This is a genomic window from Dactylosporangium sp. NPDC050688 (assembly GCF_040654515.1).
GTDB lineage: Bacteria > Actinomycetota > Actinomycetes > Mycobacteriales > Micromonosporaceae > Dactylosporangium.
In genome coordinates this window covers 90,038-111,738 of record NZ_JBFAIC010000002.1, presented here as the reverse complement: position 1 = coordinate 111,738, position 21,701 = coordinate 90,038, and the positions used below count along the sequence as shown (strand labels likewise).

Genomic DNA, 21,701 nt, shown 5'->3' with positions numbered 1-21,701 from the left:
CGGTATCAGCCGGTGCGGCGGACCTCGGCGCGGGACTGCTCGCGCGGCTCGGCGTCGTCGCGGGACCACCACCAGCCGTAGGTGAGCACGCCCTCCTGGGGCATGGTCATGATGATCTTCGCCGGCATGGGGCCCTCGTACGCGTTGAACACGCCGGGCTCATGCTCGACAAATCGGGTCACACCGGGCAATTCCAGGCAGGTGACGTGCAATTCGAGCCGCCCGGCCTCACTGGCTGTGAGGATGGTGTGCTCAACGTGTTGCAGCCCCTTGCTGTCGCTGACCGCCTCGTAATCAAGGGTGATCGCGTTGCCGCGCACCACCGAGGTCACCTTGATGCGGGCGACGAACGGTCCGGACTCCAGCCCGTCGCCACGCCCGCGGTAGACACCGGGCGCCGAGGCGAGGCGCTTCAACAGATCGGTCACGGCGCACACCGTAATACGCCTGCGCACCGGACTGTGTCCTGCACGCGTCTGCGGTTATCGTGAGCCGTCGCCCGAGGGCCGGTGGGTCGCTTTTGCAAGCTCAAGACCACTTCGCCCGATAGGGTGATCTTTGCGGTATACCCCGGAAGGAACCACATGTCAGATCAGTACCCGCCGCCCGGCGGCTACCCGCCGCCTCCCGGTGGCGGTGACCCGTACGGGCAGCAGCCGCCGCAGTACGGGCAGCAGCCGCAGTACGGTGGCGCCCCGCAGTACGGGGATCAGCCGTTCAGCGGCGCTCCGCAGTACGGGGACCAGTCGCAGTTCGGTGGCGCTCCGCAGTACGGCCCGCCCCCGGGTGGCGCCCCGTTCGGCGCCCCGCCGCCCCCGCCGCGCCGCAGCAAGGCCGGCAAGATCATCCTGATCATCGTGGCGGTCATCGTGGCGCTGTGCCTGATCTGCGGCGGCATCCTGTACGCGACGGGCAGCAGCATCTTCGACTCGATCAAGAACAGCTCCACCAACGCCAAGGTCGGCGACTGCCTCGAGGGTGACACCATCCAGGACGACGTCACCAAGGAGGTGGACCTCAAGATCGTCGCGTGCACCGACGCCAAGGCCAAGTACAAGGTCGTGGGCATCGCGGAAGGTGTCGCGCAGGCCGACGCGCTCAAGGACGGCACCACGGTCTGCGACGCCTACATCGATGAGGGCGCCAAGTCCGTGCTCTGGCAGGGCACCGACGTCGCCGACGGTCAGGCCCTCTGCCTCGCGCCGGCCAAGTAACGCGCGCAACACTCTCGTCCCGACGGGCGGTCCGCGACACGCGGGCCGCTCGTCCGGCATTCTGCGCTTGATAGTACTGCGCATTGCGTACTACTCTGCTTCACGTGGACACCACCCAGCTGCTCAAGGGGGTCCTCGACCTGGCCGTGCTCGCCGTCCTGCGGGACGAGGACGGATACGGCTACGACATCCTGCGCCGGCTGCGCTCGGCCGGGCTCGATGAGGTCGGCGACGCCTCCGTCTACGGCACCCTGCGCCGGCTCTTCCAGGCCGGGATGCTCACCACCTACGTGGTCCCCAGCGAGTCGGGGCCGCACCGCAAGTACTACGCGCTCAACGCCGCCGGCCGCACCCAGCTCAACGCCTCCGGCAAGGTGTGGCGGGGGTTCGCCGCGACCATGGACCAGCTGATCGGGGAGGCGTCGTGACCGAGGGGACCGCCATCGAGATCGACTACTACTACGAGCGGGTGGCCGCGGCCCTCGCCGACCTGCCCGCCGAGGCCCGCGACGAGCTGCTGGAGGACCTGCCGGCGCACTTCGCCGAGGTGATCGCCGAGCAGGGCGGGCCCCTCGTGGACCGGCTCGGCCCGCCGGCGACCTACGCCGCCGAGCTGCGCGCCGCCGCCGGCCTCGACGCCGGCCCCGGCCGGGCCGCCGACCGGGCCCCGATCGTCGTGGCCTACCAGCGGTTCGTCGCCGCCCTGCCGGGCCTCGACCAGCGCGCCGGCCGGCTCATCGGCTACCCGCGGGCGACACAGTTCCTGCGGCTGCTGCGCCCGGCGTGGTGGATCGCCCGTGCCGTGGCGGTTGTGGTGCTGATCTTCGCCGTCGACATCGTGCCGGCCGACCGCTTCGACGACCCCATCGGCTGGCTGCTGCTCGGCGTCGCGATCGTCGTGTCGATCCGCATCGGCGCGACCGGCGTGCCGAGGGTGCCCCGCTGGGTCGGATACGCCGGCACCGCGGTCGCCGTCGTCGGCCTGCTGTTCCTCATCGCCAACGCGCCGGCGATCCTGCGCGGCTACGACGGCCCGCAGGGCTACTACCAGACCGGCGGCGGGCCGTTCGACGGCGTGACCAACGTCTTCCCCGTCGACGAGCACGGCCGGCAGCTCGACCACGTCACCCTGTACGACCAGAACGGCAGGCCGATCCAGGTCGGCGACTACTGGCGCTGCACCGGCAGCGATGACGACCGGCCGGCGAGCTACCCGCTGTGCCTCGGCACGGCCCACCCCAGCCCGTCGCAGACCGAGGCCGCCGAGCCGACCGGCAGCGCGTCCCCGTCCCCGTCCGTGTCCCCGTCACTGTCCCCGTCCGCGCCGCCGTCCCCGTCCGTCTCCCCCTCGGTGAGCCCCTCGCCGTCCCGCTAGCTTTGGGGGCGTGACGGACGCGCTGGACCGCCTCGACGCCGAGATCGCCGACTGCCGGCGGTGCCCTCGGCTGGTCGCCTGGCGCGAGCAGGTCGCGGCGACGAAGCGGGCCGCGTTCCGCGACGAGGAGTACTGGGGCCGCCCGGTCCCCGGCTTCGGTGCCCACGACGCCCGCATCGGCATCCTCGGCCTGGCCCCGGCGGCGCACGGCGGGAACCGGACCGGTCGCATCTTCACCGGCGACCGGTCCGGTGACGTGCTGTTCGCCGCCATGCGCCGGGCCGGCCTGGCCAACCAGCCGACCAGCACGAGCCGCGACGACGGCCTGACCCTTACCGCGACGCGCATCTTCGCCGCCGTGCGGTGCGCGCCGCCGGACAACAAGCCGACCCCCGCCGAGCGCGACACCTGCGCGCCCTTCCTGCACCGCGAGCTCGCCCTCATCCGCTCTGACCTGCGGGTCGTCATCGCGCTGGGCGGGTTCGCGTGGGCCGCGTTCTGGCCCGCGCTGCGCGCCGTCTACGGTGTAGCACCGGCGCGGAAGGTACCGTTCGGCCACGGCGCCCTGTGGCAGGCCGACGGCGCCCCCGCGTTGCTCGGTTGTTACCACGTGAGCCAGCAGAACACCTTTACCGGCAGGCTCACGCCAGGAATGCTGGACGAGATTTTCACCCGTGCGAAGGCACTCGCCGGGATCGGATGACGCTGACCGACGGGATGTCATGGACCGCACCTTCAACCGCTGGTTGCCGGTGCTCGCCGTGATCGGGGTCCTCGGGGTCGCCGCCGTCGCCGCGGCCACCTCCTCGCCGGAGATCAACAAGCTGCCGGTGCCGCCGCTCAACCCCAGCCCGCAGGCGCCCTCCGCGCTGCCGACCCGCACCGTGGCCGCGTCGCTGCCGCCGGAGGCCGCCCCCGAGCAGGCGTCGTCCTTCGCGTTGCCCGACTGGGTGTCGTACACCGCCGGCGTCCTGTGCGTGCTCGTGCTGGTCGCCGCCGCCGGCGTGCTGGTCTGGTCGCTGCTGCGCAACGGTGACCCGAAGCGCAAGGCGCGGCTGTTCGTCGAGCCGAAGCGGCCGGCCCCGATGACCGACGACGGCGGCGCCGCGGTGATCGCCGCGGTCGACGCCGGCATCGTCGAGCTGTCCGACACCGACAGCGACCCGCGCCGCGCCGTCATCGCCTGCTGGGTCCGCCTGGAGCGGGCCGCCGCGGCTGCGGGCACCCCGCGGGAGACCGGCGACAGCCCGACCGACCTGGTCACCCGGCTCCTGGCCGGCCACCAGATCAGCCGGCCCACCCTCGAAGGGCTGGCCTACGTCTACCGCGAGGCCCGCTACGCGACCCACCCCGTCGACGAGCGGACCCGCCAGGGCGCGATCGAGGCCCTGCGGCAGCTGCGGGCCGAGCTCGCGCTGCGCGGGGTGCAGGGAGGTGCCGTGCATGGCGCGTAACCCCGACGAGATGGTCAGCCTCGAGGAGCTCTTCAACGCCGGCCGCACCGCCGTCGCCGCCGACCCGCGGCCGGTGCGCCGCCCTTCGCGGCCGTACGACACGCGGTGGTGGATCCGCCGGCTGTTCATCGCGGTCGCGCTCACCACCGTCGGGTGGGGGCTGCTGTACGTGTTCGGCCTGACCACCTCGTACCCCCTCGTCTTTCTCGGCATCCTCGCGGTCGCGGTGATCCAGGAGGCGCTGCGGCAGGTGCGCGCCGACGAGCTGCCGGTCACCGTCACCGGGCGGGGCCTGACCCCGGTCCGGGCGCCGAACCTGGCGAAGAAGAAGGCCCTGGCCAAGACCCGGCGCACCGGGGACGTCGTGGACGGCGTGCCGGTCCTGGACGGCCTGCGGCTGGCCGTCGGCCGGTGGGAGGACCGCCTGGTGTGGGGCGAGCGCGACGCGAAGCGCTTCGCCGCGCTCGTCGTGCCCCGCATCGCCGACCTGGTGGACACCAGGCTGCGGCAGCGGCACGGGATCACCCTGGCGGGCTCGCCGAGACAGGCCAGGGCACTGCTGGGCGACGAGCTGTGGACGCTGCTGCACCAGCCGCCCACGCGCGTGCCGAGCCCGGGCGTCGTAGCATCGATCGTCGCGAAGGTGGAGGACCTATGAAGACGCTCGCACCGGCCGAAGTTGGCCGGATCGCCAAGGTGGTCCTGGACCAGGTCGGCACGGTGGTCGTCGGCAAGCGCGACTCCCTGGAGCTGGTCCTGGCCGGCATCCTCGCCGGCGGGCACGTGCTGCTGGAGGACCTGCCGGGCCTGGCCAAGACGCTGACCGCGCGCTCGTTCGCGCAGACGCTCGGCATCGGGTTCCGCCGGCTGCAGTTCACTCCCGACCTGCTGCCCGCCGACGTGACCGGCTCGTTCCTGTACGACCAGCGCTCGCACGAGTTCACGTTCCGGGCCGGACCGGTCTTCACGAACCTGCTGCTCGCCGACGAGATCAACCGGACCCCGCCGAAGACCCAGTCGGCGCTGCTGGAGGCGATGCAGGAACGGCAGGTCTCCGTCGAGGGGGCCACCTACCGGCTCGACCCGCCGTTCCACGTCCTCGCCACCGCCAACCCGATCGAGTACGAGGGCACCTACCCGCTGCCCGAGGCCCAGCTCGACCGGTTCCTGCTCCGCGTGTCGTTCGGCTACCCGGAGGCCGATGAGGAGTGGGAGGTGCTGCGCCGCCGGATGAGCCGCCGCCAGGAAGAGGCGGTCATCGAGCCGGTCGTCGACGCCGAGACCCTCCTGGCCATGCAGGGCGCCCTGGAGGACGTCACCGTCGAGGACTCGATCGGGCGGTACATCGTCGCGCTGACCGCGGCGACCCGATCCCACCCGCAGGTCCTCGTCGGCGCCTCACCCCGCGGCTCGCTCGCGCTGCTGCTGCTGGCCCGCGCCGCCGCCGCCCTCAGCGGCCGCGACTACGTCATCCCCGAGGACGTCAAGGCGGTCGCCGTGCCGGCGCTCGCGCACCGCATCTCGCTGCTGCCGGAGATGTGGCTCAAGCGGATCGACCCCCGGACCGTGGTGGGCGAGGTGCTCGCGCAGACCCCGACCCCGGCCAGCGGCGCACTGCCCACCTACGGCGGAAGGCGTGGCTGAGCGGCGCACGCACGCGCGCGCCTTCGAGCCGACCCGGGCGCTCGGCCGGGCTGTGCTCGTCGCCGCGGTGCTCGTCCTCGCCGCCGTCCTCACCGGCCGGTTCGACCTGGTCGTGCTGGCCACGCCGTTCGCCCTCGGCACCGCGCTGTCGCTGGCACGCCGCCCCGGCCGGGCGCCGACGGTGGAGGTCACCACGGCCGAGCCGTTCGTCGTCGAGGGCGCCGACCTCGACGTGAACGTCGGCGTCGGCAACCCCAACCCGGGCGGCTTCGACCTCGTCGTGGTCCGCCTCGCCGTGCCGCGCTGGATCCGCCTGGAGCACAGCGACCGGCCGTATGTCGTCGGCGTCGACCCCCGCACCGTCGCCGGCGTCGACCTGCACGGCCGGGTGCTGCGCTGGGGCCGCCACCCGCTCGGCCCGGTCACCGCGCACGCCTTCGCCGCCGACGGCCTGCTCATCAGCCGCCCCGTGCAGGCACCCGCGCTGCCGGTCAAGGCGTACCCGGCGATCGAGCACTTCGACGCCGACGAGGCCATGCCCCGCGCCGCCGGGCACGTCGGCGGCCACCGCTCCCGCCGCGCAGGCGAGGGCGGCGAGCTCGCCGGCGTGCGCCGCTTCGGCTCCGGCGACCGGCTGCGCCGCATCGACTGGCGCGTCTCCCTGCGCACCCGCGAGCTGCACGTCGTGAGCACCCTGTCCGACCGCGACGCCGAGGTCGTCGTCCTGCTCGACGCGCTGCACGAGGCGGGCCGCTCCGGCGGCATCGACGGCCGCGCCTCTGTGCTGGACACCACCGTGCGCGCCGCCGCCGGCATCGCCGAGCACTACCTGCGCCGCGGCGACCGGGTGGCGCTGCTGGAGTACGGCGGCCAGATCCGCCAGCTGCGCGCCGCCAGCGGCCGCCGGCACTACATGACCACCCTGGAGTGGCTGCTCGACATCACCCCCGCCCAGGTCGCCGACGAGCCGCCGCCCTCGGTCTTCGGCCCGCACATGGTCCAGCACAACGCGCTCGTCATGGTCCTCACCCCGCTGCTCGACCCGCGCTCCGCCGCGATGCTGGCCAACCTGGCCCGCGCCGGCCGCTTCGTGGTCGCCGTCGACACCCTCACCTCGGCCTCCGGCCCGCTGCGCGGCGCCGGCCCCTGGGGCCCCGTCGCCCACCGCCTCTGGTCCCTGGAACGCGACAGCGTCATCGGCCAGCTCCGCGAGCACGGCGTCCCTGTCGTCCCCTGGGGCGGCGCCGGCAGCCTCGACGAGGTCCTGCGCGGCGTGACCCGCGTCGCCCTCTCCCGGACGGTCACCAAATGATCGAGGAGCTGCAGGACTTCCTGCTCACCCGCCTCGGCCGGGTCAAGGACATGCTGGAGCGCGCCGCCGCCGGCCCCCTGCTCGTCCGCTTCTTGGTGTTCCTGCTCACCCTGGTCGCGGCCCTGGTCGCCTTCCCGGCCGAGCTGATCCTGCGCCCCGCCGCCATGGCGTTCGCCGCGGTCCTGGCCACCCTCCCGGCCGTCTTCCCGCGCACCCGCCTCGTCGGCCTGGCCATCCTGCTCTGCGCCTTCGGCTGGTTCCTCGGCAGCTACGCGTACGACCAGGTCATCACGATTCCGCGGGTCATCGCCCTGGCCGCGGCCCTGTATCTGCTGCACTCCCTGGCCGCCCTGGCTGCCGCCCTGCCGTATGACGCCATCGTCTCGCCCGGCGTCATCCTCACCTGGCTCCTGCGCGCCACCGCCATCGTCAGCGCCAGCGCCATCGTCAGCGTCCTGCTCCTCGCCGTCGTGAAGCTCGTCATCGGCCCGGTGTACCTCGCCGCCTCCCTGATCGGCCTGCTCGCCGCCGGCGCCCTCGCCTGGCTCATCACCCGCAAGTCCACCTGACCCACTCCGCCGGGCACGACAGGGTGGCGGTCGGCTCACTGGTGATCTTGCTTGCGTGATCGAAGTCGTGTGGTGGTCGTCCGGGTGGCCGGGGCGCGACTTGGATCACCGCGGTGGTCCGGTGCGACGGCGACCAGCGCGCCGCAGCCGGCACAGTGAGCGCCGTTACAACCCTGGTAACGATCGTTACATGTCTGTGGCCTGACTGAAGGTGGGCGGGTTTCGCCGTTAGCGTTGGGCTCGTGGCTCCCAAGCGAATCCTGATCGTCGGTGCCGGCCATGTCGGGCTGTACGCCGCGTTGCGCATGTCCAAGAAGCTGCACCGGCACGAGGCCGAAGTGACGGTCGTCGACCCGCAGCCGCACATGACCTACCAGCCGTTCCTGCCGGAGTCGGCGGCCGGCAACATCTCCCCGCGGCACACGGTCGTGCCGCTGCGGCGCGAGCTCAAGCGCTGCCACGTGCTCTCCGGTGAGGTCACCCGGATCGAGCACGCCCGCAAGGTGGCCATCGTCCAGCCGATCGTCGGGCCGGCCCGCGAGGTGCCGTACGACCACATCGTCGTCGCGCCGGGTTCCGTGTCGCGCACGCTGCCGATCCCGGGGCTGCGCGAGCACGCGGTCGGGTTCAAGACCATCGGCGAGGCGATCTTCCTGCGCAACAGCGTCCTGGACCGGCTCGACGTGGCAGCGACCACGTCGGACCCCGCGACCCGGCGGCGCGCGCTGACCTTCGTGTTCGTCGGCGGCGGGTACGCCGGCATCGAGGCCCTCGCGGAGATGGAGGACATGGTCCGCGGGGCGCTGCGCTACTACCCCGAGATCCCGCAGTCGGACGTGCGGTTCGTGCTGGTCGAGGCGGCGCAGCGGATCCTGCCCGAGGTGGGGCCGGAGATGGGCGCGTACACGGTGGTGCAGCTGACCCGCCGCGCGATCGACATCCGGCTCGGCACGCGCCTGGAGTCGTGCGTCGACGGCATCGTGAAGCTGTCCGACGGCGACGAGTTCCCGGCCGACACGATCGTGTGGACCGCGGGCGTGAAGCCGCACCCGATGCTGGAGGACACGGACCTGCCGAGGACGCCGCGCGGCGCGGTGACCTGCCTGCCGACGCTGCAGGTGGTGGACGCCGACGGGGCCGTGGTCGAGGGAGCGTGGAGCGCCGGTGACTGCGCCGCTGTGCCGGACCTCACCTCGAGCGTGCCGGGTGCGCTGTGCTCGCCGAGCGCGCAGCACGCGGTGCGCCAGGCGGCGAAGCTGGCCGACAACATCACCGCGGTCGTGCGGGGGCGCCGGCCGGTGGACTACAAGCACAAGCACGTCGGCTCGGTCGCGGGCCTCGGCCTGTACAAGGGTGTCGCGCACGTCTACGGCGTGAAGGTGCGCGGCCTGCCCGCGTGGTTCATGCACCGGACGTACCACCTGAGCCGGATCCCCACGCTCAACCGCAAGATCCGGGTCCTGGTGGACTGGACGCTGCAACTGGTGCTGCGCCGCGAGGTCGTCGCGCTCGGGTCGCTGCACGAGCCGCGCGAGCCGTTCCTCACGGTGGCCCCGCCGATCCAGCTGCCCACGAAGACCGAGCAGCGGTCGAAGGCCGCCGCGTAGCGGGTCAGCGCGCCCGCCACACCCAGACGTCCTCCACCCGCTCGCCGGGGCCGAGCAGCTCGTCCATGGTCTGCTTGAGCGCCCCGGCCTGCGGGTGGCGCACGTCCAGCACGAAGGACGCCGCCCGCCAGTACGCGATGTCCCGCCGCAGCGCCTCGCGGTCCCTGCCGGTGACGGTCGCCGCGGTGCCGGACTTCGCGACCCGTTGCAGCAGCTGCGACGTCGGGCGGGGGTAGACGCCGACGGCGGCGGCGCCGTTCTTGCCGTACGGCCCGATGAACCAGCCCTGCGGCATGGCGATCCGCGCGTCGGTCGCCGCGGCCCAGCGCATCGCGTCCGGGTCGCGCGGGTCGGCCAGCGGCACCGGCACGACGACGCCGTCCTCCGGGACGTACACCTGCCAGAACCCCTCGGTGAAGAACGCCGGCACGGGCGCCCGGTCGGCCACCGGCAGCGGCGCCGGCGCGAGCGGCACCAGGGCGGCGACCACGGCGACCGGCACGAGCAGCCGCAACGTCTCGGTCTGCGTGATCGCCGCGTCGACGACCCGGGCCAGGATGACGGCCAGCAGCGGGATCGCGGCCAGGGCGAAGCGGGTGGGCAGCGCCGACTCGATCACCGGCAGCCCGGTCAGCAGCGCGAACGGCCCCCGCTGCTCGGTCGGCTCGTCGTCCACCACCACGAACGGGCCGAGGGCGAGCAGGCACAGCACGACCGCGGTGACCGCCGACGCGACGACGGCCGGGCGCCGCCACATCCACACGGTCGCCCCGAGCACGACCAGCAGCAGCGGCGCGCCGAAGAACGTCGTGTACTCGGCGGGCCCGCTGACCAGCCGCGCCGTGGCGTCGTCGCCGGCCAGCGACAGCGGTGAGATGGCGGTGAAGCTGTACAGGTCGGCGGAGAAGTACGAGGCCAGGAAGACCCCGCCGTCGGCGCTCTGTGGCCCGTGGAACTGCAGCCACAGCGGGTACGCCAGCAGCGCCGCGGCCAGCCCGGCGGCGAGGCCGAGCCCGAGGACGAACGGCGGGACGACCCGCGCCGGGGGCCGGGCGTGCGCCACGAACACGATCGTGAACAGCGCGAGGGTCACCGCGGCGAGGAACAGCACCTCCTCGCCGACGAACAACTGGGCCGCGACCAGGACGCCGAGCAGCAGCCCGGTCCGGACGGTGCGCCGGTCGACCTCCGTCTGGTGGGCGAGGCGGACCACGCACCAGACGATCGGCGGCACCAGCCACGCCGCGGTGATGTGCAGGTGCGCGTTGGACTGCGACACCATGCCGGGCGCGAACGCGGCGAACGCGCCGCCGATCAGCGCGCCGGCCCGGTGGACGCCGAGCGTCCTGGCGAACAGCAGATACCACCCGATCCCGGTCGCGGCGAGGTTGCCGGCGACCAGCAGGCTGAATGTCACCGGCGCGCCGAACGCCAGGGTGACCGGCGCCAGCAGCAGCCCCATGCCGATCAGCGAGGCGTTGCACAGCAGGTTGACCCCGTCGGGGGCGTTGAGCATGCCGGTCACGAGGGAGAAGTCGCCGCGGTACGCTCGGGTGGCGTAGGCGAGGAACCACTCGTCGAGTGCCTGGTCACTGGGGTTGAGGGCGAGCACCCGCCCGGCCGGATCGGGCCACATCCGGTGCGTCAGCAGCGCGGCGGCGAGCGTGAAGAGCAGCCCGGCGGCGACGTCGACGGGCCACCGCCGGCGCACCTGCAACGGTGGACCTTCCTTTGTCAAGGTCTCCGGCGGCGCCATCTCAACCTCGTCGGTCAGTGGGGTGCTGCTCACCCGGATGACAGTAACGGCGGTCCCCTTGTCGGTGTTGAGGGTTCGTCGGACGGACTACCGTGAGACGCGTTTCTACGCCCGGGTGGTGGAACGGCAGACACGGCCGCCTTAAAAGCGGCTGCCGCGAGGCGTGCGGGTTCGAACCCCGCCCCGGGCACCGATTGCTTTCGCCGTGCGTCCATGTTCCGTCGGTACGGTGATCGCCACCGGGCGGGCGCATCCGGCCCCCGAGACTGAGATCCAGTTCATCGGGGTACGGGGGGTACGCTGGTCGTACACATGAATGCGACGCCCTTGGAGGCTGATCGTGCAGAGTTCGAACCCGGTGCTCAACCGCCTTGGTCAGGCGGCGCGACAGGAGCGGTCGCAGGTGCAGCCGCCGAGTTTCGGCGCGCCGGCCGGCTACGGGTATCCACCGCCCCCGGCCGCCACCCGCGCGATGACGATCGACGACGTCGTCGTGCGCACCGTCGCCCTGCTCGCGGTCACCGGCATCTTCGGTGCGGGGGCCTGGGTGCTCCTGCCGGACGTCGGCGGCATCACCGCGATCGCGGCCATCGGCTCGATCGTCGCGGGTCTGGTCCTCGGCCTGGTCATCTCGTTCATGCAGATCACCAACCCGGCCGTGATCATCCCCTACGCGGCCCTGCAGGGCGTCGCGCTCGGCCTGGTCAGCCGCTGGTATGAGCACGCCTTCAACGGCATCGTCATCCAGGCGGTCATCGGCACGTTCGGCATCTTCGCGATCATGGCAGTGCTCTACAAGCTGCAGATCCTGCGGGCCACGCCCCGGTTCACGAAGATGGTCATCGGCGCCCTCATCGGCGTCGTCGTGCTGAGCCTGGCCAACTACCTGTTCTACCTGTTCGGCGTCAACCTCGGCCTGCGCGACTACGGCACCGACGGCAAGGTCGGCTGGCTGCCGATCGTCTTCAGCCTGGTGATCATCGTCGTCGCGGCCCTGACGTTCGTGCTGGACTTCGACGCGGTCGAGCAGGGCGTGCGGTTCGGCCTGCCGGAGAAGTACTCGTGGTACTGCTCGTTCGGCATCCTGGTCGGGCTGATCTTCCTGTACTACGAGATCCTGCGCATGCTCAGCTACCTGCGCCGCTGATGGGGCCCGGCGACCGGCTCACCGAGACGGTGGGCAGGCTGGCCGGGCAGGTCGGACACTGGACGCCGTCCCGATGGGCGGCGTCCGGTGCGTCCGGGGTCCCGCGCGGCGACCTGGTGCACGACCTCGTGCAGTGGCTCGCGGACCGCTGCGCCGACGCGGAGGGCCGCCCGCGCCAGCCGGTGCCCCGGCTGGACAACGACCTGGTCCTGCCGGACCAGCTGCGGGTGGTGGCGGCGGACCTGGCACGCTTCGGCGGCCCCGCCCTGATGGACGAGGCCGCCGAGAAGGTGCGGGCCGTGCGCGGGCAGCTCTGACGCCTGAGCTCACCAGTGAGGCCGCAGTGCACCGCGCCCGGCCGGGACGACTCTAGGGCCTGTTCACAAGAGGGTCGAGCCGAGGCGGCCGCCCCGGACATCCCTTGTGAAACAGGTCCCGGCCTATGACAGACGCTCGATGACCATGGCCATGCCCTGGCCGCCGCCGACGCACATGGTCTCCAGGCCGATCGACTTGTCGTGCCAGCTCAGCGAGTTGATCAGGGTGCCGGTGATGCGGGCGCCGGTCATGCCGAACGGGTGCCCGACGGCGATCGCCCCGCCGTTGACGTTGAGCTTCTCGATCGGGATGCCCAGCTGCCGGTACGACGGGATGACCTGTGCGGCGAACGCCTCGTTGATCTCGACCAGGTCGATGTCGTCGATGCTCATCCCGGCCCGCCGCAGGGCGCTGCGGGACGCCTCGACCGGGCCGATGCCCATGATCTCCGGCGACATGGCGGTGACGCCGGTCGACACGATCCGGGCCAGCGGCGTGATGCCCAGCTCGCGGGCCTTGACGTCGCTCATGATGACGACCGCCGCGGCGCCGTCGTTGAGCGGGCAGCAGTTGCCGGCGGTGATGCGGCCGTCGGGGCGGAAGACCGGCTTGAGCCCGGCCACGCCCTCCAGGGTCACCCCGGGACGGGGCCCGTCGTCGGTGGCGGCGACCGTGCCGTCGGGGAGGGTCACCGGCGTGATCTCGCGGGCCCAGAAGCCGTTCTTGATCGCTTCCTCGGCGAGGTTCTGCGACCGCACGCCGAATTCGTCCATGTCGGCGCGGGTGACGCCCTCCAGCTCGGCGAGGTTCTCCGCGGTCTGGCCCATGGCGATGTAGATGTCGGGCAGGGCGCCGTCCTCGCGCGGGTCGTGCCACGGCTCGCCGCCGCCCTCGGCGCGCTTGGTGGTGCGCGCGTACGCGTCGGCGAAGGCCGGGTTCTGCCACGGGCCGCCGACGGCCGCCTGCGCCTCGGCCGGCAGGCCGTCGGAGTTGCCGCGGGCGAAGCGGGACACGCACTCGACGCCGGCGGAGATGAACACGTCACCCTCGCCGGCTTTGATCGCGTGGAACGCCATCCGGGTGGTCTGCAGCGACGAGGCGCAGTAGCGGGTGGTGGTGGCGCCCGGCAGGTGGTCGAAGCCGAGCAGGGTGCTGACCACGCGGGCCATGTTGAAGCCCTGCTCGCCGCCTGGCAGGCCGCAACCGAGGTAGAGGTCTTCGATGTCGCGCGGGTCGAGCTCGGGCACCTTGGCCAGCGCGGCGCGCACGATGGTCGCGGCGAGGTCGTCGGGGCGGAGGTCGCGCAGTGATCCCTTGGCGGCACGGCCGATCGGGGACCGGGCGGTGGCGACGATGACAGCTTCCGGCATACGACCCACGTTACTGCACGGTAATCAGGCCGGACGAGCAGCTGTGATAAATCTGCAGGCTCAGTGCAGGAATCTCCGGACGGCGGCCGCCTCCTCGACGGCGGGCAGCAGCGCGTGCGCCCACACCCGGTATCCGTCGGCGGAGGGGTGGAAGCCGTCGTGGCACAGCGTGCCGGCGTCGGCCCGGAACACCGCGCCGGTGCGCGCGGCCAGGTCGACGACGACCGCGCCGGCGGCCGCGGCGGCCGAGGCCTGCAGCCGGGCCATGCCCCGGCTGCGCCAGCCGAGCAGCTGCCGCAGCGGCGGCGCGAACGCCCGCAGCGCCCCGAAGTCGGGGCAGGTGCCGACGACGACCGGGATGGCGGCGTCGTGCAGCCGCCGGCAGGCGGCGCCGAGGTGCTCCGCGGCGTCGGAGCCCCGGCCGGGGTGCGTCACGTCGTTGGTGCCGACCAGGATGACCGCCACGTCCGGCGCCGGGCCGACGAGGGCCCGGGCGACCTGGGTGGCGAGGTCGGCGGAGCGGGAGCCGGCCACGGCCACGCTGGACAGCTCGACCCGCCGGCCCGCGGCGCCCTCGGCCAGCAGCGCCGCCAGCTGCCCGCCGACGGTGTCGGCGACCCGGTCGACGCCGACGCCGAGCGCGGTGGCGTCGCCGAGCAGCACCAGCCGCATCGGCGGCTTGCCGGCCGCGCCGACCGACGAGCGCATCGCCAGGCGCATGTCGGGCTTCGCGTAGGACCTGGACCGCGCCGCCATCGCCTGCGCCGCGAGGACCGCCGCGCCGCCGACCGTGCCGGCGATCACGGTGACCGTGGCCATCCGCGCCAGCCGCTTGATCGTGATCATGCCGACTCCATCGTGATCATGTGGACTCCTGCGCCGCGGTCGGGGAGGGCTCGCGGGCCGCCTGCTGCGGCAGCCGGTGCCAGACCCGGTGGCGCAGCTGCGCCCAGCGGCCCGCCGGGCCGCGCTCCCGGCCGGCCACCTCGGCCGCGCTGACCTCGGTGCCCGGGCGCTGCGCCGCCTCGGCCGCGGCCCGTGGCAGCGACCGCACGCCCTCATCGGCCCGCAGGTCCATGGTCAGCGGCGCGGCCACGTCGGGCTCGGTCAGCGCCGCGATCACCGTCGGCAGCACCGCCTGCGCAGCGGCCAGATACCCGGCGCCGGACGGGTGGAACCGGTCGAAGCTGAACATCCGGTCGGGCTCGGCGTAGAACAGCTCGCCGAGCAGGTCGCCCAGCGACACCGTGCGCCCGCCGGCCTCGACCACCGCGATCGTCTGCGCCATGGCCAGCTGCCGGCTCCAGTGCCGGGCCAGCCAGCGCAGCGGTGGCTGGATCGGCCGGATCGTGCCCAGGTCGGGACAGGTGCCCACGACGACCTGGATGCCCTCGGCCCGCAGCTGGCGCACCGCGTCGACCAGGTGCCGCACGGCGAGCGACACGCTGACGCGGTGCGTGACGTCGTTGCCGCCGATGCAGATCACCGCGACGTCGGGACGGTGCCGCAGTGCCACGTCCACCTGCGGCGGCAGGCCCCGCGACTCACAGCCGACGACGGCGAGGCAGCGCATCCACACCGGGCGCCGCTGCTGCTCGGCCAGGCCGGCGGCGACCGCCGCGGCGAAGGTCTCACTGGGCAGCTCGGCGCCGTAGCCGGCGGCCGAGGAGTCGCCGAGCACCACCAGGCGGATCGGCTCGCCGTCGAAGTGCGCGCCGTAGGTGCCGTCGGCGCGTGGGGGAGGGCTCACGACCTGGGGGATGACCCGCCGGGCCAGCAGCGCCTGCCCGATGACCACGCCGTAGAACAGCGCGCTCGCGCCCGCGATGCCACCGCCGCCCACCGCGGCCGCCGTGGCGATCCGCCGCACCTGTGCCGACCGAAGCTTCAACGCCCCCATTGCCCTTCCCCGCCTCCCGCCTTCGCAGCGACCTCCGAGGCTAACCTCCTTGCAGCAAGTATCCGCCTCGCTCGGTAAAGATCCCGATCGTCTTCATCCCGACCGATCCGGGCCCGCCCGGGTCAGCTCCACCTGGATCAGGACCCGCTGCTCCCGGACCATGGCGGCGCGGTAGTCGTCCCAGTCGGGGTGGTCCCCTCCCGTTGCCCGGCGGTAGTAGTCGACCAAACCGTCGATGCTCTGCGGCGGCGGCACGATCGTCGCCCGCCCCTCCACCTGCACCCATCGGCCGAAGAAGTCGTCGGGAAAGACGCACAGCGCCGCCCACGGATCCCGTTGCAGATTCTTGACCTTGTACGCGGTGAGCCGGCTGCTCACGACCGCCCTGCCGGCGTCGTCGAGCACCACCAGCACCGGCGACATCTGCACGTCCCCGTCCGCCCGGCGGGTGGCCAGCACCGCGCGGTGCTGCTGCGCCAGGACGGCCCGGGCCTCGTCGAGATCCATGCATCATTCTTACCGCGCGCTTTCGTGACAGACACCGTTACATTCATAGCCAGACGAGAGAGGGCGGCGATCATGGCGGACAGCGCGCTGCGACGGCGGTTGGCGTGGACGGCCCTGCTGCGGGTGTTCAAGCCCGGCACACCGGGGCTCGGCCAGCGGCTGGGCGCCATCCCCCGGATGATCAAGGCGACCCTCAAGGGCGAGTACGACGGCGGCACCCGCCTGGCGATGCTCGCCGCCGCGGGCGTCTACATCGTGTCCCCGATCGACGCCGTGCCGGAGCTGTTCCTGCTGGTCCTCGGCGTGGTGGACGACCTCGCCATGGCCACCTACTTCGCCGGCGCGCTGCTGGACGAGCTGGAGCGCTTCCTGGAGTGGGAGAAGCAGCGCGACAACGTGATTCCCGGACACGTCGTCAAGTAGCCGATTCCAGCGCTATAGGCTGGCCGTGTGCGCTATTACGACAACGTCGTCGAATTGGTGGGCAACACGCCCCTCGTCCGGCTCCGCAACGTGACCCACGGGATCTCCGCCACCGTCCTGGCCAAGGTCGAGTACCTCAACCCCGGCGGCAGCGTGAAGGACCGCATCGCGCTGCGCATGGTCGAGGAGGCCGAGGAGGCCGGCCTGCTCAAGCCCGGCGGCACGATCGTCGAGCCGACCAGCGGCAACACCGGGGTCGGTCTCGCGCTCGTCGCCCAGCTGCGCGGGTACAAGTGCGTCTTCGTCTGCCCTGACAAGGTCAGCGAGGACAAGCAGAACGTGCTGCGGGCCTACGGCGCGGAGGTCGTCGTCTGCCCGACCGCGGTCGCGCCGGAGGACCCCCGCTCCTACTACAACGTCTCCGACCGGCTCGCCCGGGAGATCCCCGGCGCCTGGAAGCCCGACCAGTACGCCAACCCGGCCAACCCCCGCTCCCACTACGAGACCACCGGCCCCGAGGTCTGGGAGCAGACCGCCGGCAAGGTCACGCACTTCGTGGCGGGCGTCGGCACCGGCGGCACGATCTCCGGTGTGGGCCGCTACCTCAAGGAGGTCTCCGGCGGCGCGGTCCGCATCGTCGGCGCCGACCCCGAGGGCTCCGTCTACTCCGGCGGCACCGGCCGGCCGTACCTGGTCGAGGGCGTCGGTGAGGACTTCTGGCCGACCACGTACGACCGCGACGTCTGCGACGAGATCGTCGAGGTCTCCGACAAGGAGTCCTTCGAGCTGACCCGCCGGCTCGCGCGCGAGGAGGGCCTGCTCGTCGGCGGCTCCTGCGGCATGGCCGTCGCCGCCGCGCTGAAGGTCGCCCGCCAGGCCGGCCCCGACGACGTCGTCGTGGTCCTGCTGCCCGACGGTGGCCGCGGCTACCTGAGCAAGATCTTCAACGACGGCTGGATGGCCCGGTACGGCTTCCTGCGCACCGCCGCGGAGCTGCCGACCGTCGCCGACGTCCTGGTCGGCAAGGACGGCCGGATGCCGCAGATGGTGCACGTCCACCCCAACGAGACGGTCCGCGACGCCATCGACTACATGCGCGAGTACGGCGTCTCCCAGCTGCCCGTCCTCAAGGCCGAGCCGCCGGTCGTGACCGGCGAGGTGGCCGGCTCGATCGCCGAGCGGGACCTGCTGGACGCCCTGTTCACCGGCCAGGCCCACCTGCACGACATCGTGGAGCGGCACATGGGCGACCCGCTGCCGATGATCGGCGGCGGCCAGCCCGTCAGCGAGGCCGTCGCCCTGCTGGAGAAGGCCGACGCCGCGGTCGTGCTCATCGACGGCAAGCCGGCCGGCGTCATCACCCGGCAGGACCTGCTGGCCCACCTCAGCTGAGGCAGCCGCCCGCGGGCAGGGGCGCCCTGCCCGCGGGCGCGGCCACCGCAGCGGCACGGCGACGACGTCGACGCCCCGCGGCAGCCAGGCCCGATCACGCCGACAGCGACACCGCGGGCAGCTCGAACCAGCGCAGGGCCTCGAAGTTGGCGGAGACGACGCCGTCGGGCTGCTCCTGCCGCTCGACCGCCGCGACGATGCGGGCCGCCTCGGCCAGGTAGCCCGCGAGGGCCGACTCCGGGGCCCGCTCGTGCCGCGACGGCCAGCGCAGTTCGCCGTCGGCGTCGTAGCGCAGCTCCGACAGGCGCAGCGGCGGCTCGACCAGCCCGTCACGGTGCTTCCAGAGTCCGGTGTACGGGTCGAAGCGGTACTGCGGCAGCAACGCCCAGCCGTGGGTGGCCACGAAGTGGACCGCGTCGACGATGTAGCGCAGTACCGCGTCGGAGATGAAGTAGTTGAAGCTGACCCGCACCCAGCCGGGCTTGATGCCCTCGCAGCCGGCGATGATCTCCTGCTCGAAGCGCTGGGAGCGCTCGATGTCGATGCCGAGGAGGCGGTGGCCGTAGGGCCCGGCGCACGAGCAGCCGCCCCGCGCCTGGATCCCGAACAGGTCGTTGAGCAGCGACACGACGAAGTTGTGGTGCAGGTACCGGCCGCCCGGCCGCTTGACCACGAACGACACGATCGACAGCCGGGACGCGTCGAGGTTGCCAAGGATCTCGATGTGGGGGTTGGTCTTCCACGAGGTGATCGCCTCGCGCAGGAAGCCCTCCTCGAGCTCCCGGATGGTGTCGGTGCCGACGGCCTGCTTGAGCTGGAACACCAGGCCGGCCCGGATCGACTCGACGATCGCCGGCGTGCCGCCCTCCTCGCGGTGCGCGGCGTCGCTGATGTAGTGGTGGTCGGTCGGGTTGACGTAGTCGACCGTGCCGCCGCCGGGCACCGTGGGCACCCGGTTGCGCAGCACCTCGCGCCGCACGACGAGGACCCCGGGCGTGCCGGGCCCGCCGACGAATTTGTGCGGCGAGATGAAGACCGCGTCCTTGTACTGGCCGGGCTCCGGGCCGTACATGGCCACGTCGACGTACGGCGCGGCGGCCGCGAAGTCCCAGAACGACAGCGCGCCGTGCTCGTGCAGCAGCGCCGAGATCGCGTGCGTGTCGGTCACGATCCCCGTGACGTTGGAGGCCGCGGAGAACGACCCGATCTTCAGCGGCCGGTCGGCGTGCCGCGCCAGCTCCGCCCGCAGCCGCGACAGGTCGACGTGACCGTTGTGATCCTCCGGGATGACGACGACGTCCGCGATGGACTCCCGCCACGGCAACTCGTTGGAGTGATGCTCGAACGGGCCGATGAACACGACCGGGCGGTCGGCGGGCGGGATGTGGGCCGACAGGTCGTAGCGGTCGTCGAGCCCGGCCGGCACCCGCAGGCCCAGGATGTGCACCATCTTGTCGATCGCGGCGGTCGAGCCGGACCCGGTGAAGATGACCACGGTCTCGGCGTCGCCGCCGACCGCGTCGTTGACGATCTGGCGGGCGTCCTCCCGCAGCCGGGTCGTCTGCAGCCCGGTGCCGGAGGACTCGGTGTGGGTGTTCGCGTACCGCGGCAGCACCTCGTCACGGATGAACCGCTCGATGAAGTCCAGCGCCCGCCCTGACGCCGTGTAGTCGGCGTAGGTGACGCGGCGTGCGCCGTAGGGCCCCCACATCACCTGGTCGTCACCGATGACGGCATCGCGAATCCGCTGGAGCAGGGGGGTGTCCATAGCGGCCATTATCCGTGCCGCCACGCCGTCCCCTTTCGAGTGGTGACCGGCGAATCGCACAGGCTGTCCGCCCACGCGTGCACCCCGACTGTTTAACGTTTCGTCCGGAGGTTCTCAGGGGGCCTCGAACAGTTTGGGGGTAGGGAAGTTGGTCAGTATTGACCAGTCCGAGCCAACAGACGTCGTCGATCGTCTGCTGTGGCGGGACGCCACGCAGATCCTGAGCCGGCACAACGAGTCGGACAGTGACGGCCAGTGCATCTGGTGCGGGCGGGAGTGGCCGTGCGCGCCGCGCCGGCTCGCCGAGAACGCGGAGGCCGCCTCCCGGCGTCCGTGGAACGAGGCGTGGACCGCCCGGCACGACCTGTACAGCCTGCGGACGATGCCCGACTGGCGGATCGACCGGGGCGCCCCCCAGCGGTCCCGGGGCGGCTGGCACCGCGCCGGCGGCAACCGGGGAACCTTTCTCTAGCACGATCGTTGATCTCAGCGGTGATCTCGGTACGCCCGCCACGCGCCGCGACCACCGCGACACAAAGACCCGCCCGGGCACGGTTGCCGGCATGCCTCCGCCGGCTCCGAACGCCTCCGGCCAGGCGTCCTCCCCAGGGATCGGGCGGGTCTACACGGCAGGCGAGGGCACACGTTTCGTGGTTCCCCCGCATATATCGCGATGGTGTGCCCTCGCCTGCCAAAACCCCTACAGCCGCCGGACGGCCCGGTCTCCCCTTTACGGAGGCCGGGCCGTTCGCTGCTGCTCGGTTCGTTGCTGCTCGGTTCGCCGCTTACTCGGCCAGGAACGAGAACACGGTCAGTGGCGTGTGGACGTTCGTGGTGCCGTTGGGACCCTGCACCTTGATCGGGCACGCGCCGGAGAAGACGCCGGAGCCGAGGCCGCCCGCGTCGTCGGCGAGGCCGGTGGTCGGGGTCTTGACGGTGATCGAGGTGCCGGCGGAGTTGAGCACGAAGTTGGTGCCGGCCACGCCGCAGAAGGTCACGCCCGTGGCACCGGTGAGCGTGCCGGTGATGGTGACAGAGGTGGCGGCGTGGACCTTGCCGGACGTCGGGTTCACGCCGGTCACCGCCGGTATCGCCACCACGCTGGCACCGGTGTCGGCGGCGGGGAAGGTCTTGGTGACGCCGCTGTGCGTGATGGCGAGGTTGGCGCCCGTCATGCCGGCGGCCGTCTTGCCCGTGAACCAGTTGCCGTTCTCGGTGTTCGTCGGCGCCGTGGTGAGCAGGGTGCCGTCGGACTTCTTGTACACCTTGATCTCGGTGAGCGGCTTGCCGCCCAGGGTCGCGGTGAGCTGGCCGCTCTGCCCGGTGAAGGCGAAGCCGCTGTCGGCCTTGACCCGGATGATCTGGCCGCCGGACGCCGCGAACGTCTGGATCTGCTTGGCGGAGGGCAGCTCGCTGCTGAGGTCGGTGATCACCGGCGCCGTGGTGTCGAGCTTCGGCGGGGTGACGAAGACCAGGCCGGACAGCGTCTTGGTGAGCGTGCCGACGCCGTTGGCGAAGTTGATCGCGATCGTCTCCGACGCCACGCCGGAGGTCGGCGCGCAGCCGCCCGGGTCGGGCGTCTTGACCGCGAGGCTCGTCGTGCCGGTCACGATGTAGAAGTCGAGGCCCTGGCAGTCGGTGTCGGCGCCGAGGTCGACGCTGGCCACGGAGTCCTCGTCGAGCGTCGCACCGGTCAGGCCGACGACGTTGATGATGATGACCTGCTTCGCCGTGTCCGCGGCGACCTTGCCGCCCACCGGAGACGCGATGGTGATCGACGTGGCGGCCGGCGCGGCGTGCGCCGCCATCGGTGCGCCGACCAGTGTTGCTGCGCTGAGCAGCGCGGCGGCGGTGCCCGTGCCCGCGAAGGTGGCCAGGCGGGAGCCTCGCCAGGATTGGACGAGCGACATCAGGTGGATCCTTTCGGAGCTGTACGGCGAACCCT

At 72.4% G+C, this 21,701-nt stretch carries 23 protein-coding genes and 1 tRNA gene; 16 read left to right on the top strand and 8 right to left on the bottom strand.

Features of this window, described 5'->3' with window-relative positions; all coding sequences use genetic code 11:
- Positions 1 to 5: 5 nt before the first annotated feature.
- On the bottom strand, positions 6 to 428 hold the full coding sequence (locus AB0H83_RS02925) for a hypothetical protein (protein ID WP_033357573.1): 423 nt from the start codon (positions 426 to 428) through the stop codon (positions 6 to 8).
- A gap of 156 nt (positions 429 to 584) precedes the next feature.
- Here AB0H83_RS02925 and AB0H83_RS02920 point away from each other — a divergent pair, with 156 nt between their 5' ends.
- From AB0H83_RS02920 to AB0H83_RS02875, 10 genes are all read left to right on the top strand, one after another.
- Positions 585 to 1,214, top strand: coding sequence for a hypothetical protein (locus tag AB0H83_RS02920; RefSeq protein ID WP_360085856.1), 630 nt, complete (start codon positions 585 to 587; stop codon positions 1,212 to 1,214).
- 104 nt (positions 1,215 to 1,318) lie between these two features.
- Entirely contained in the window at positions 1,319 to 1,642 is a 324-nt protein-coding gene (locus tag AB0H83_RS02915) for a PadR family transcriptional regulator (RefSeq protein ID WP_033357572.1), read from the top strand.
- Positions 1,639 to 2,589: a hypothetical protein gene (locus AB0H83_RS02910; RefSeq protein WP_360085852.1), complete on the top strand. Its 951-nt coding sequence runs from the start codon at positions 1,639 to 1,641 to the stop codon at positions 2,587 to 2,589. Before AB0H83_RS02915 ends, AB0H83_RS02910 begins: the two co-directional genes overlap by 4 nt.
- Positions 2,590 to 2,599: 10 nt before the next feature.
- Positions 2,600 to 3,292, top strand: coding sequence for a uracil-DNA glycosylase (locus tag AB0H83_RS02905; RefSeq protein ID WP_360085849.1), 693 nt, complete (start codon positions 2,600 to 2,602; stop codon positions 3,290 to 3,292).
- 19 nt (positions 3,293 to 3,311) lie between these two features.
- The gene (locus AB0H83_RS02900) at positions 3,312 to 4,043 is read left to right on the top strand and encodes a DUF4129 domain-containing protein (RefSeq protein ID WP_360085846.1); all 732 of its coding nucleotides are present in this window, start codon (positions 3,312 to 3,314) and stop codon (positions 4,041 to 4,043) included.
- The gene (locus AB0H83_RS02895; protein ID WP_360085843.1) at positions 4,033 to 4,701 is read left to right on the top strand and encodes a hypothetical protein; all 669 of its coding nucleotides are present in this window, start codon (positions 4,033 to 4,035) and stop codon (positions 4,699 to 4,701) included. The genes AB0H83_RS02900 and AB0H83_RS02895 overlap by 11 nt, the downstream gene beginning before the upstream one ends.
- On the top strand, positions 4,698 to 5,687 hold the full coding sequence (locus AB0H83_RS02890) for a MoxR family ATPase (RefSeq protein WP_360085840.1): 990 nt from the start codon (positions 4,698 to 4,700) through the stop codon (positions 5,685 to 5,687). Before AB0H83_RS02895 ends, AB0H83_RS02890 begins: the two co-directional genes overlap by 4 nt.
- Positions 5,680 to 6,999: a DUF58 domain-containing protein gene (locus tag AB0H83_RS02885; protein WP_360085837.1), complete on the top strand. Its 1,320-nt coding sequence runs from the start codon at positions 5,680 to 5,682 to the stop codon at positions 6,997 to 6,999. Before AB0H83_RS02890 ends, AB0H83_RS02885 begins: the two co-directional genes overlap by 8 nt.
- Entirely contained in the window at positions 6,996 to 7,568 is a 573-nt protein-coding gene (locus AB0H83_RS02880) for a hypothetical protein (protein ID WP_360085834.1), read from the top strand. The genes AB0H83_RS02885 and AB0H83_RS02880 overlap by 4 nt, the downstream gene beginning before the upstream one ends.
- Positions 7,569 to 7,810: 242 nt before the next feature.
- A complete protein-coding gene (locus tag AB0H83_RS02875) occupies positions 7,811 to 9,175 on the top strand; it encodes an NAD(P)/FAD-dependent oxidoreductase (RefSeq protein ID WP_360085831.1) in 1,365 nt (454 codons plus the stop codon).
- A gap of 4 nt (positions 9,176 to 9,179) precedes the next feature.
- Here AB0H83_RS02875 and AB0H83_RS02870 read toward each other — a convergent pair whose 3' ends face one another.
- Positions 9,180 to 10,964, bottom strand: a complete 1,785-nt coding sequence (locus AB0H83_RS02870; RefSeq protein ID WP_360085828.1) for a hypothetical protein — start codon at positions 10,962 to 10,964, stop codon at positions 9,180 to 9,182.
- Between the two features lie 76 nt (positions 10,965 to 11,040).
- Here AB0H83_RS02870 and AB0H83_RS02865 point away from each other — a divergent pair.
- From AB0H83_RS02865 to AB0H83_RS02855, 3 genes are all read left to right on the top strand, one after another.
- A tRNA-Leu gene (locus AB0H83_RS02865) sits at positions 11,041 to 11,121 on the top strand.
- Positions 11,122 to 11,271: 150 nt separating this feature from the next.
- Positions 11,272 to 12,078, top strand: coding sequence for a Bax inhibitor-1/YccA family protein (locus AB0H83_RS02860; protein ID WP_360085825.1), 807 nt, complete (start codon positions 11,272 to 11,274; stop codon positions 12,076 to 12,078).
- On the top strand, positions 12,078 to 12,395 hold the full coding sequence (locus AB0H83_RS02855) for a hypothetical protein (protein ID WP_360085822.1): 318 nt from the start codon (positions 12,078 to 12,080) through the stop codon (positions 12,393 to 12,395). The genes AB0H83_RS02860 and AB0H83_RS02855 overlap by 1 nt, the downstream gene beginning before the upstream one ends.
- Before the next feature lie 123 nt (positions 12,396 to 12,518).
- On the opposite strand, the gene AB0H83_RS02850 is transcribed toward AB0H83_RS02855, so the two are convergent.
- From AB0H83_RS02850 to AB0H83_RS02835, 4 genes are all read right to left on the bottom strand, one after another.
- Positions 12,519 to 13,766: an acetyl-CoA C-acetyltransferase gene (locus AB0H83_RS02850; protein WP_360085819.1), complete on the bottom strand. Its 1,248-nt coding sequence runs from the start codon at positions 13,764 to 13,766 to the stop codon at positions 12,519 to 12,521.
- 60 nt (positions 13,767 to 13,826) lie between these two features.
- The gene (locus AB0H83_RS02845; protein ID WP_360085817.1) at positions 13,827 to 14,612 is read right to left on the bottom strand and encodes an SGNH/GDSL hydrolase family protein; all 786 of its coding nucleotides are present in this window, start codon (positions 14,610 to 14,612) and stop codon (positions 13,827 to 13,829) included.
- A gap of 16 nt (positions 14,613 to 14,628) precedes the next feature.
- Positions 14,629 to 15,657: a GDSL-type esterase/lipase family protein gene (locus AB0H83_RS02840; RefSeq protein ID WP_360085814.1), complete on the bottom strand. Its 1,029-nt coding sequence runs from the start codon at positions 15,655 to 15,657 to the stop codon at positions 14,629 to 14,631.
- 102 nt (positions 15,658 to 15,759) lie between these two features.
- Entirely contained in the window at positions 15,760 to 16,173 is a 414-nt protein-coding gene (locus AB0H83_RS02835) for a PPOX class F420-dependent oxidoreductase (protein ID WP_360085811.1), read from the bottom strand.
- 72 nt (positions 16,174 to 16,245) lie between these two features.
- Between AB0H83_RS02835 and AB0H83_RS02830 the strand changes: the two genes are divergently transcribed.
- Positions 16,246 to 16,596: a DUF1232 domain-containing protein gene (locus tag AB0H83_RS02830; protein ID WP_360085808.1), complete on the top strand. Its 351-nt coding sequence runs from the start codon at positions 16,246 to 16,248 to the stop codon at positions 16,594 to 16,596.
- Positions 16,597 to 16,623: 27 nt separating this feature from the next.
- The gene (locus AB0H83_RS02825) at positions 16,624 to 17,988 is read left to right on the top strand and encodes a cystathionine beta-synthase (RefSeq protein ID WP_360085805.1); all 1,365 of its coding nucleotides are present in this window, start codon (positions 16,624 to 16,626) and stop codon (positions 17,986 to 17,988) included.
- Positions 17,989 to 18,082: 94 nt separating this feature from the next.
- Here AB0H83_RS02825 and AB0H83_RS02820 read toward each other — a convergent pair whose 3' ends face one another.
- On the bottom strand, positions 18,083 to 19,756 hold the full coding sequence (locus AB0H83_RS02820) for an aminotransferase class V-fold PLP-dependent enzyme (protein WP_360085802.1): 1,674 nt from the start codon (positions 19,754 to 19,756) through the stop codon (positions 18,083 to 18,085).
- A 148-nt stretch (positions 19,757 to 19,904) separates the two neighbouring features.
- On the opposite strand from AB0H83_RS02820, the gene AB0H83_RS02815 reads away from it, so the two are divergent.
- Complete coding sequence (locus tag AB0H83_RS02815) at positions 19,905 to 20,228, top strand: hypothetical protein (protein WP_360085799.1); 324 nt, start codon at positions 19,905 to 19,907, stop codon at positions 20,226 to 20,228.
- A gap of 313 nt (positions 20,229 to 20,541) precedes the next feature.
- Here the strand turns inward: AB0H83_RS02815 and AB0H83_RS02810 are convergent, their stop codons facing one another.
- Positions 20,542 to 21,666: a hypothetical protein gene (locus AB0H83_RS02810; protein WP_360085796.1), complete on the bottom strand. Its 1,125-nt coding sequence runs from the start codon at positions 21,664 to 21,666 to the stop codon at positions 20,542 to 20,544.
- Between the last annotated feature and the right edge of the window lie 35 nt (positions 21,667 to 21,701).

Bases quoted from the DNA above. Each gene is read 5' to 3' on its own strand.
- AB0H83_RS02855 (WP_360085822.1), top strand. From the start codon at position 12,078: ATGGGGCCCGGCGACCGGCTCACCGAGACGGTGGGCAGGCTGGCCGGG.
- AB0H83_RS02880 (WP_360085834.1), top strand. From the start codon at position 6,996: ATGATCGAGGAGCTGCAGGACTTCCTGCTCACCCGCCTCGGCCGGGTC.
- AB0H83_RS02890 (WP_360085840.1), top strand. From the start codon at position 4,698: ATGAAGACGCTCGCACCGGCCGAAGTTGGCCGGATCGCCAAGGTGGTC.
- AB0H83_RS02845 (WP_360085817.1), bottom strand. From the start codon at position 14,612: ATGATCACGATCAAGCGGCTGGCGCGGATGGCCACGGTCACCGTGATC.
- AB0H83_RS02895 (WP_360085843.1), top strand. From the start codon at position 4,033: ATGGCGCGTAACCCCGACGAGATGGTCAGCCTCGAGGAGCTCTTCAAC.
- AB0H83_RS02830 (WP_360085808.1), top strand. From the start codon at position 16,246: ATGGCGGACAGCGCGCTGCGACGGCGGTTGGCGTGGACGGCCCTGCTG.
- AB0H83_RS02900 (WP_360085846.1), top strand. From the start codon at position 3,312: ATGGACCGCACCTTCAACCGCTGGTTGCCGGTGCTCGCCGTGATCGGG.
- AB0H83_RS02850 (WP_360085819.1), bottom strand. From the start codon at position 13,766: ATGCCGGAAGCTGTCATCGTCGCCACCGCCCGGTCCCCGATCGGCCGT.
- AB0H83_RS02920 (WP_360085856.1), top strand. From the start codon at position 585: ATGTCAGATCAGTACCCGCCGCCCGGCGGCTACCCGCCGCCTCCCGGT.
- AB0H83_RS02820 (WP_360085802.1), bottom strand. From the start codon at position 19,756: ATGGACACCCCCCTGCTCCAGCGGATTCGCGATGCCGTCATCGGTGAC.
- AB0H83_RS02810 (WP_360085796.1), bottom strand. From the start codon at position 21,666: ATGTCGCTCGTCCAATCCTGGCGAGGCTCCCGCCTGGCCACCTTCGCG.
- AB0H83_RS02835 (WP_360085811.1), bottom strand. From the start codon at position 16,173: ATGGATCTCGACGAGGCCCGGGCCGTCCTGGCGCAGCAGCACCGCGCG.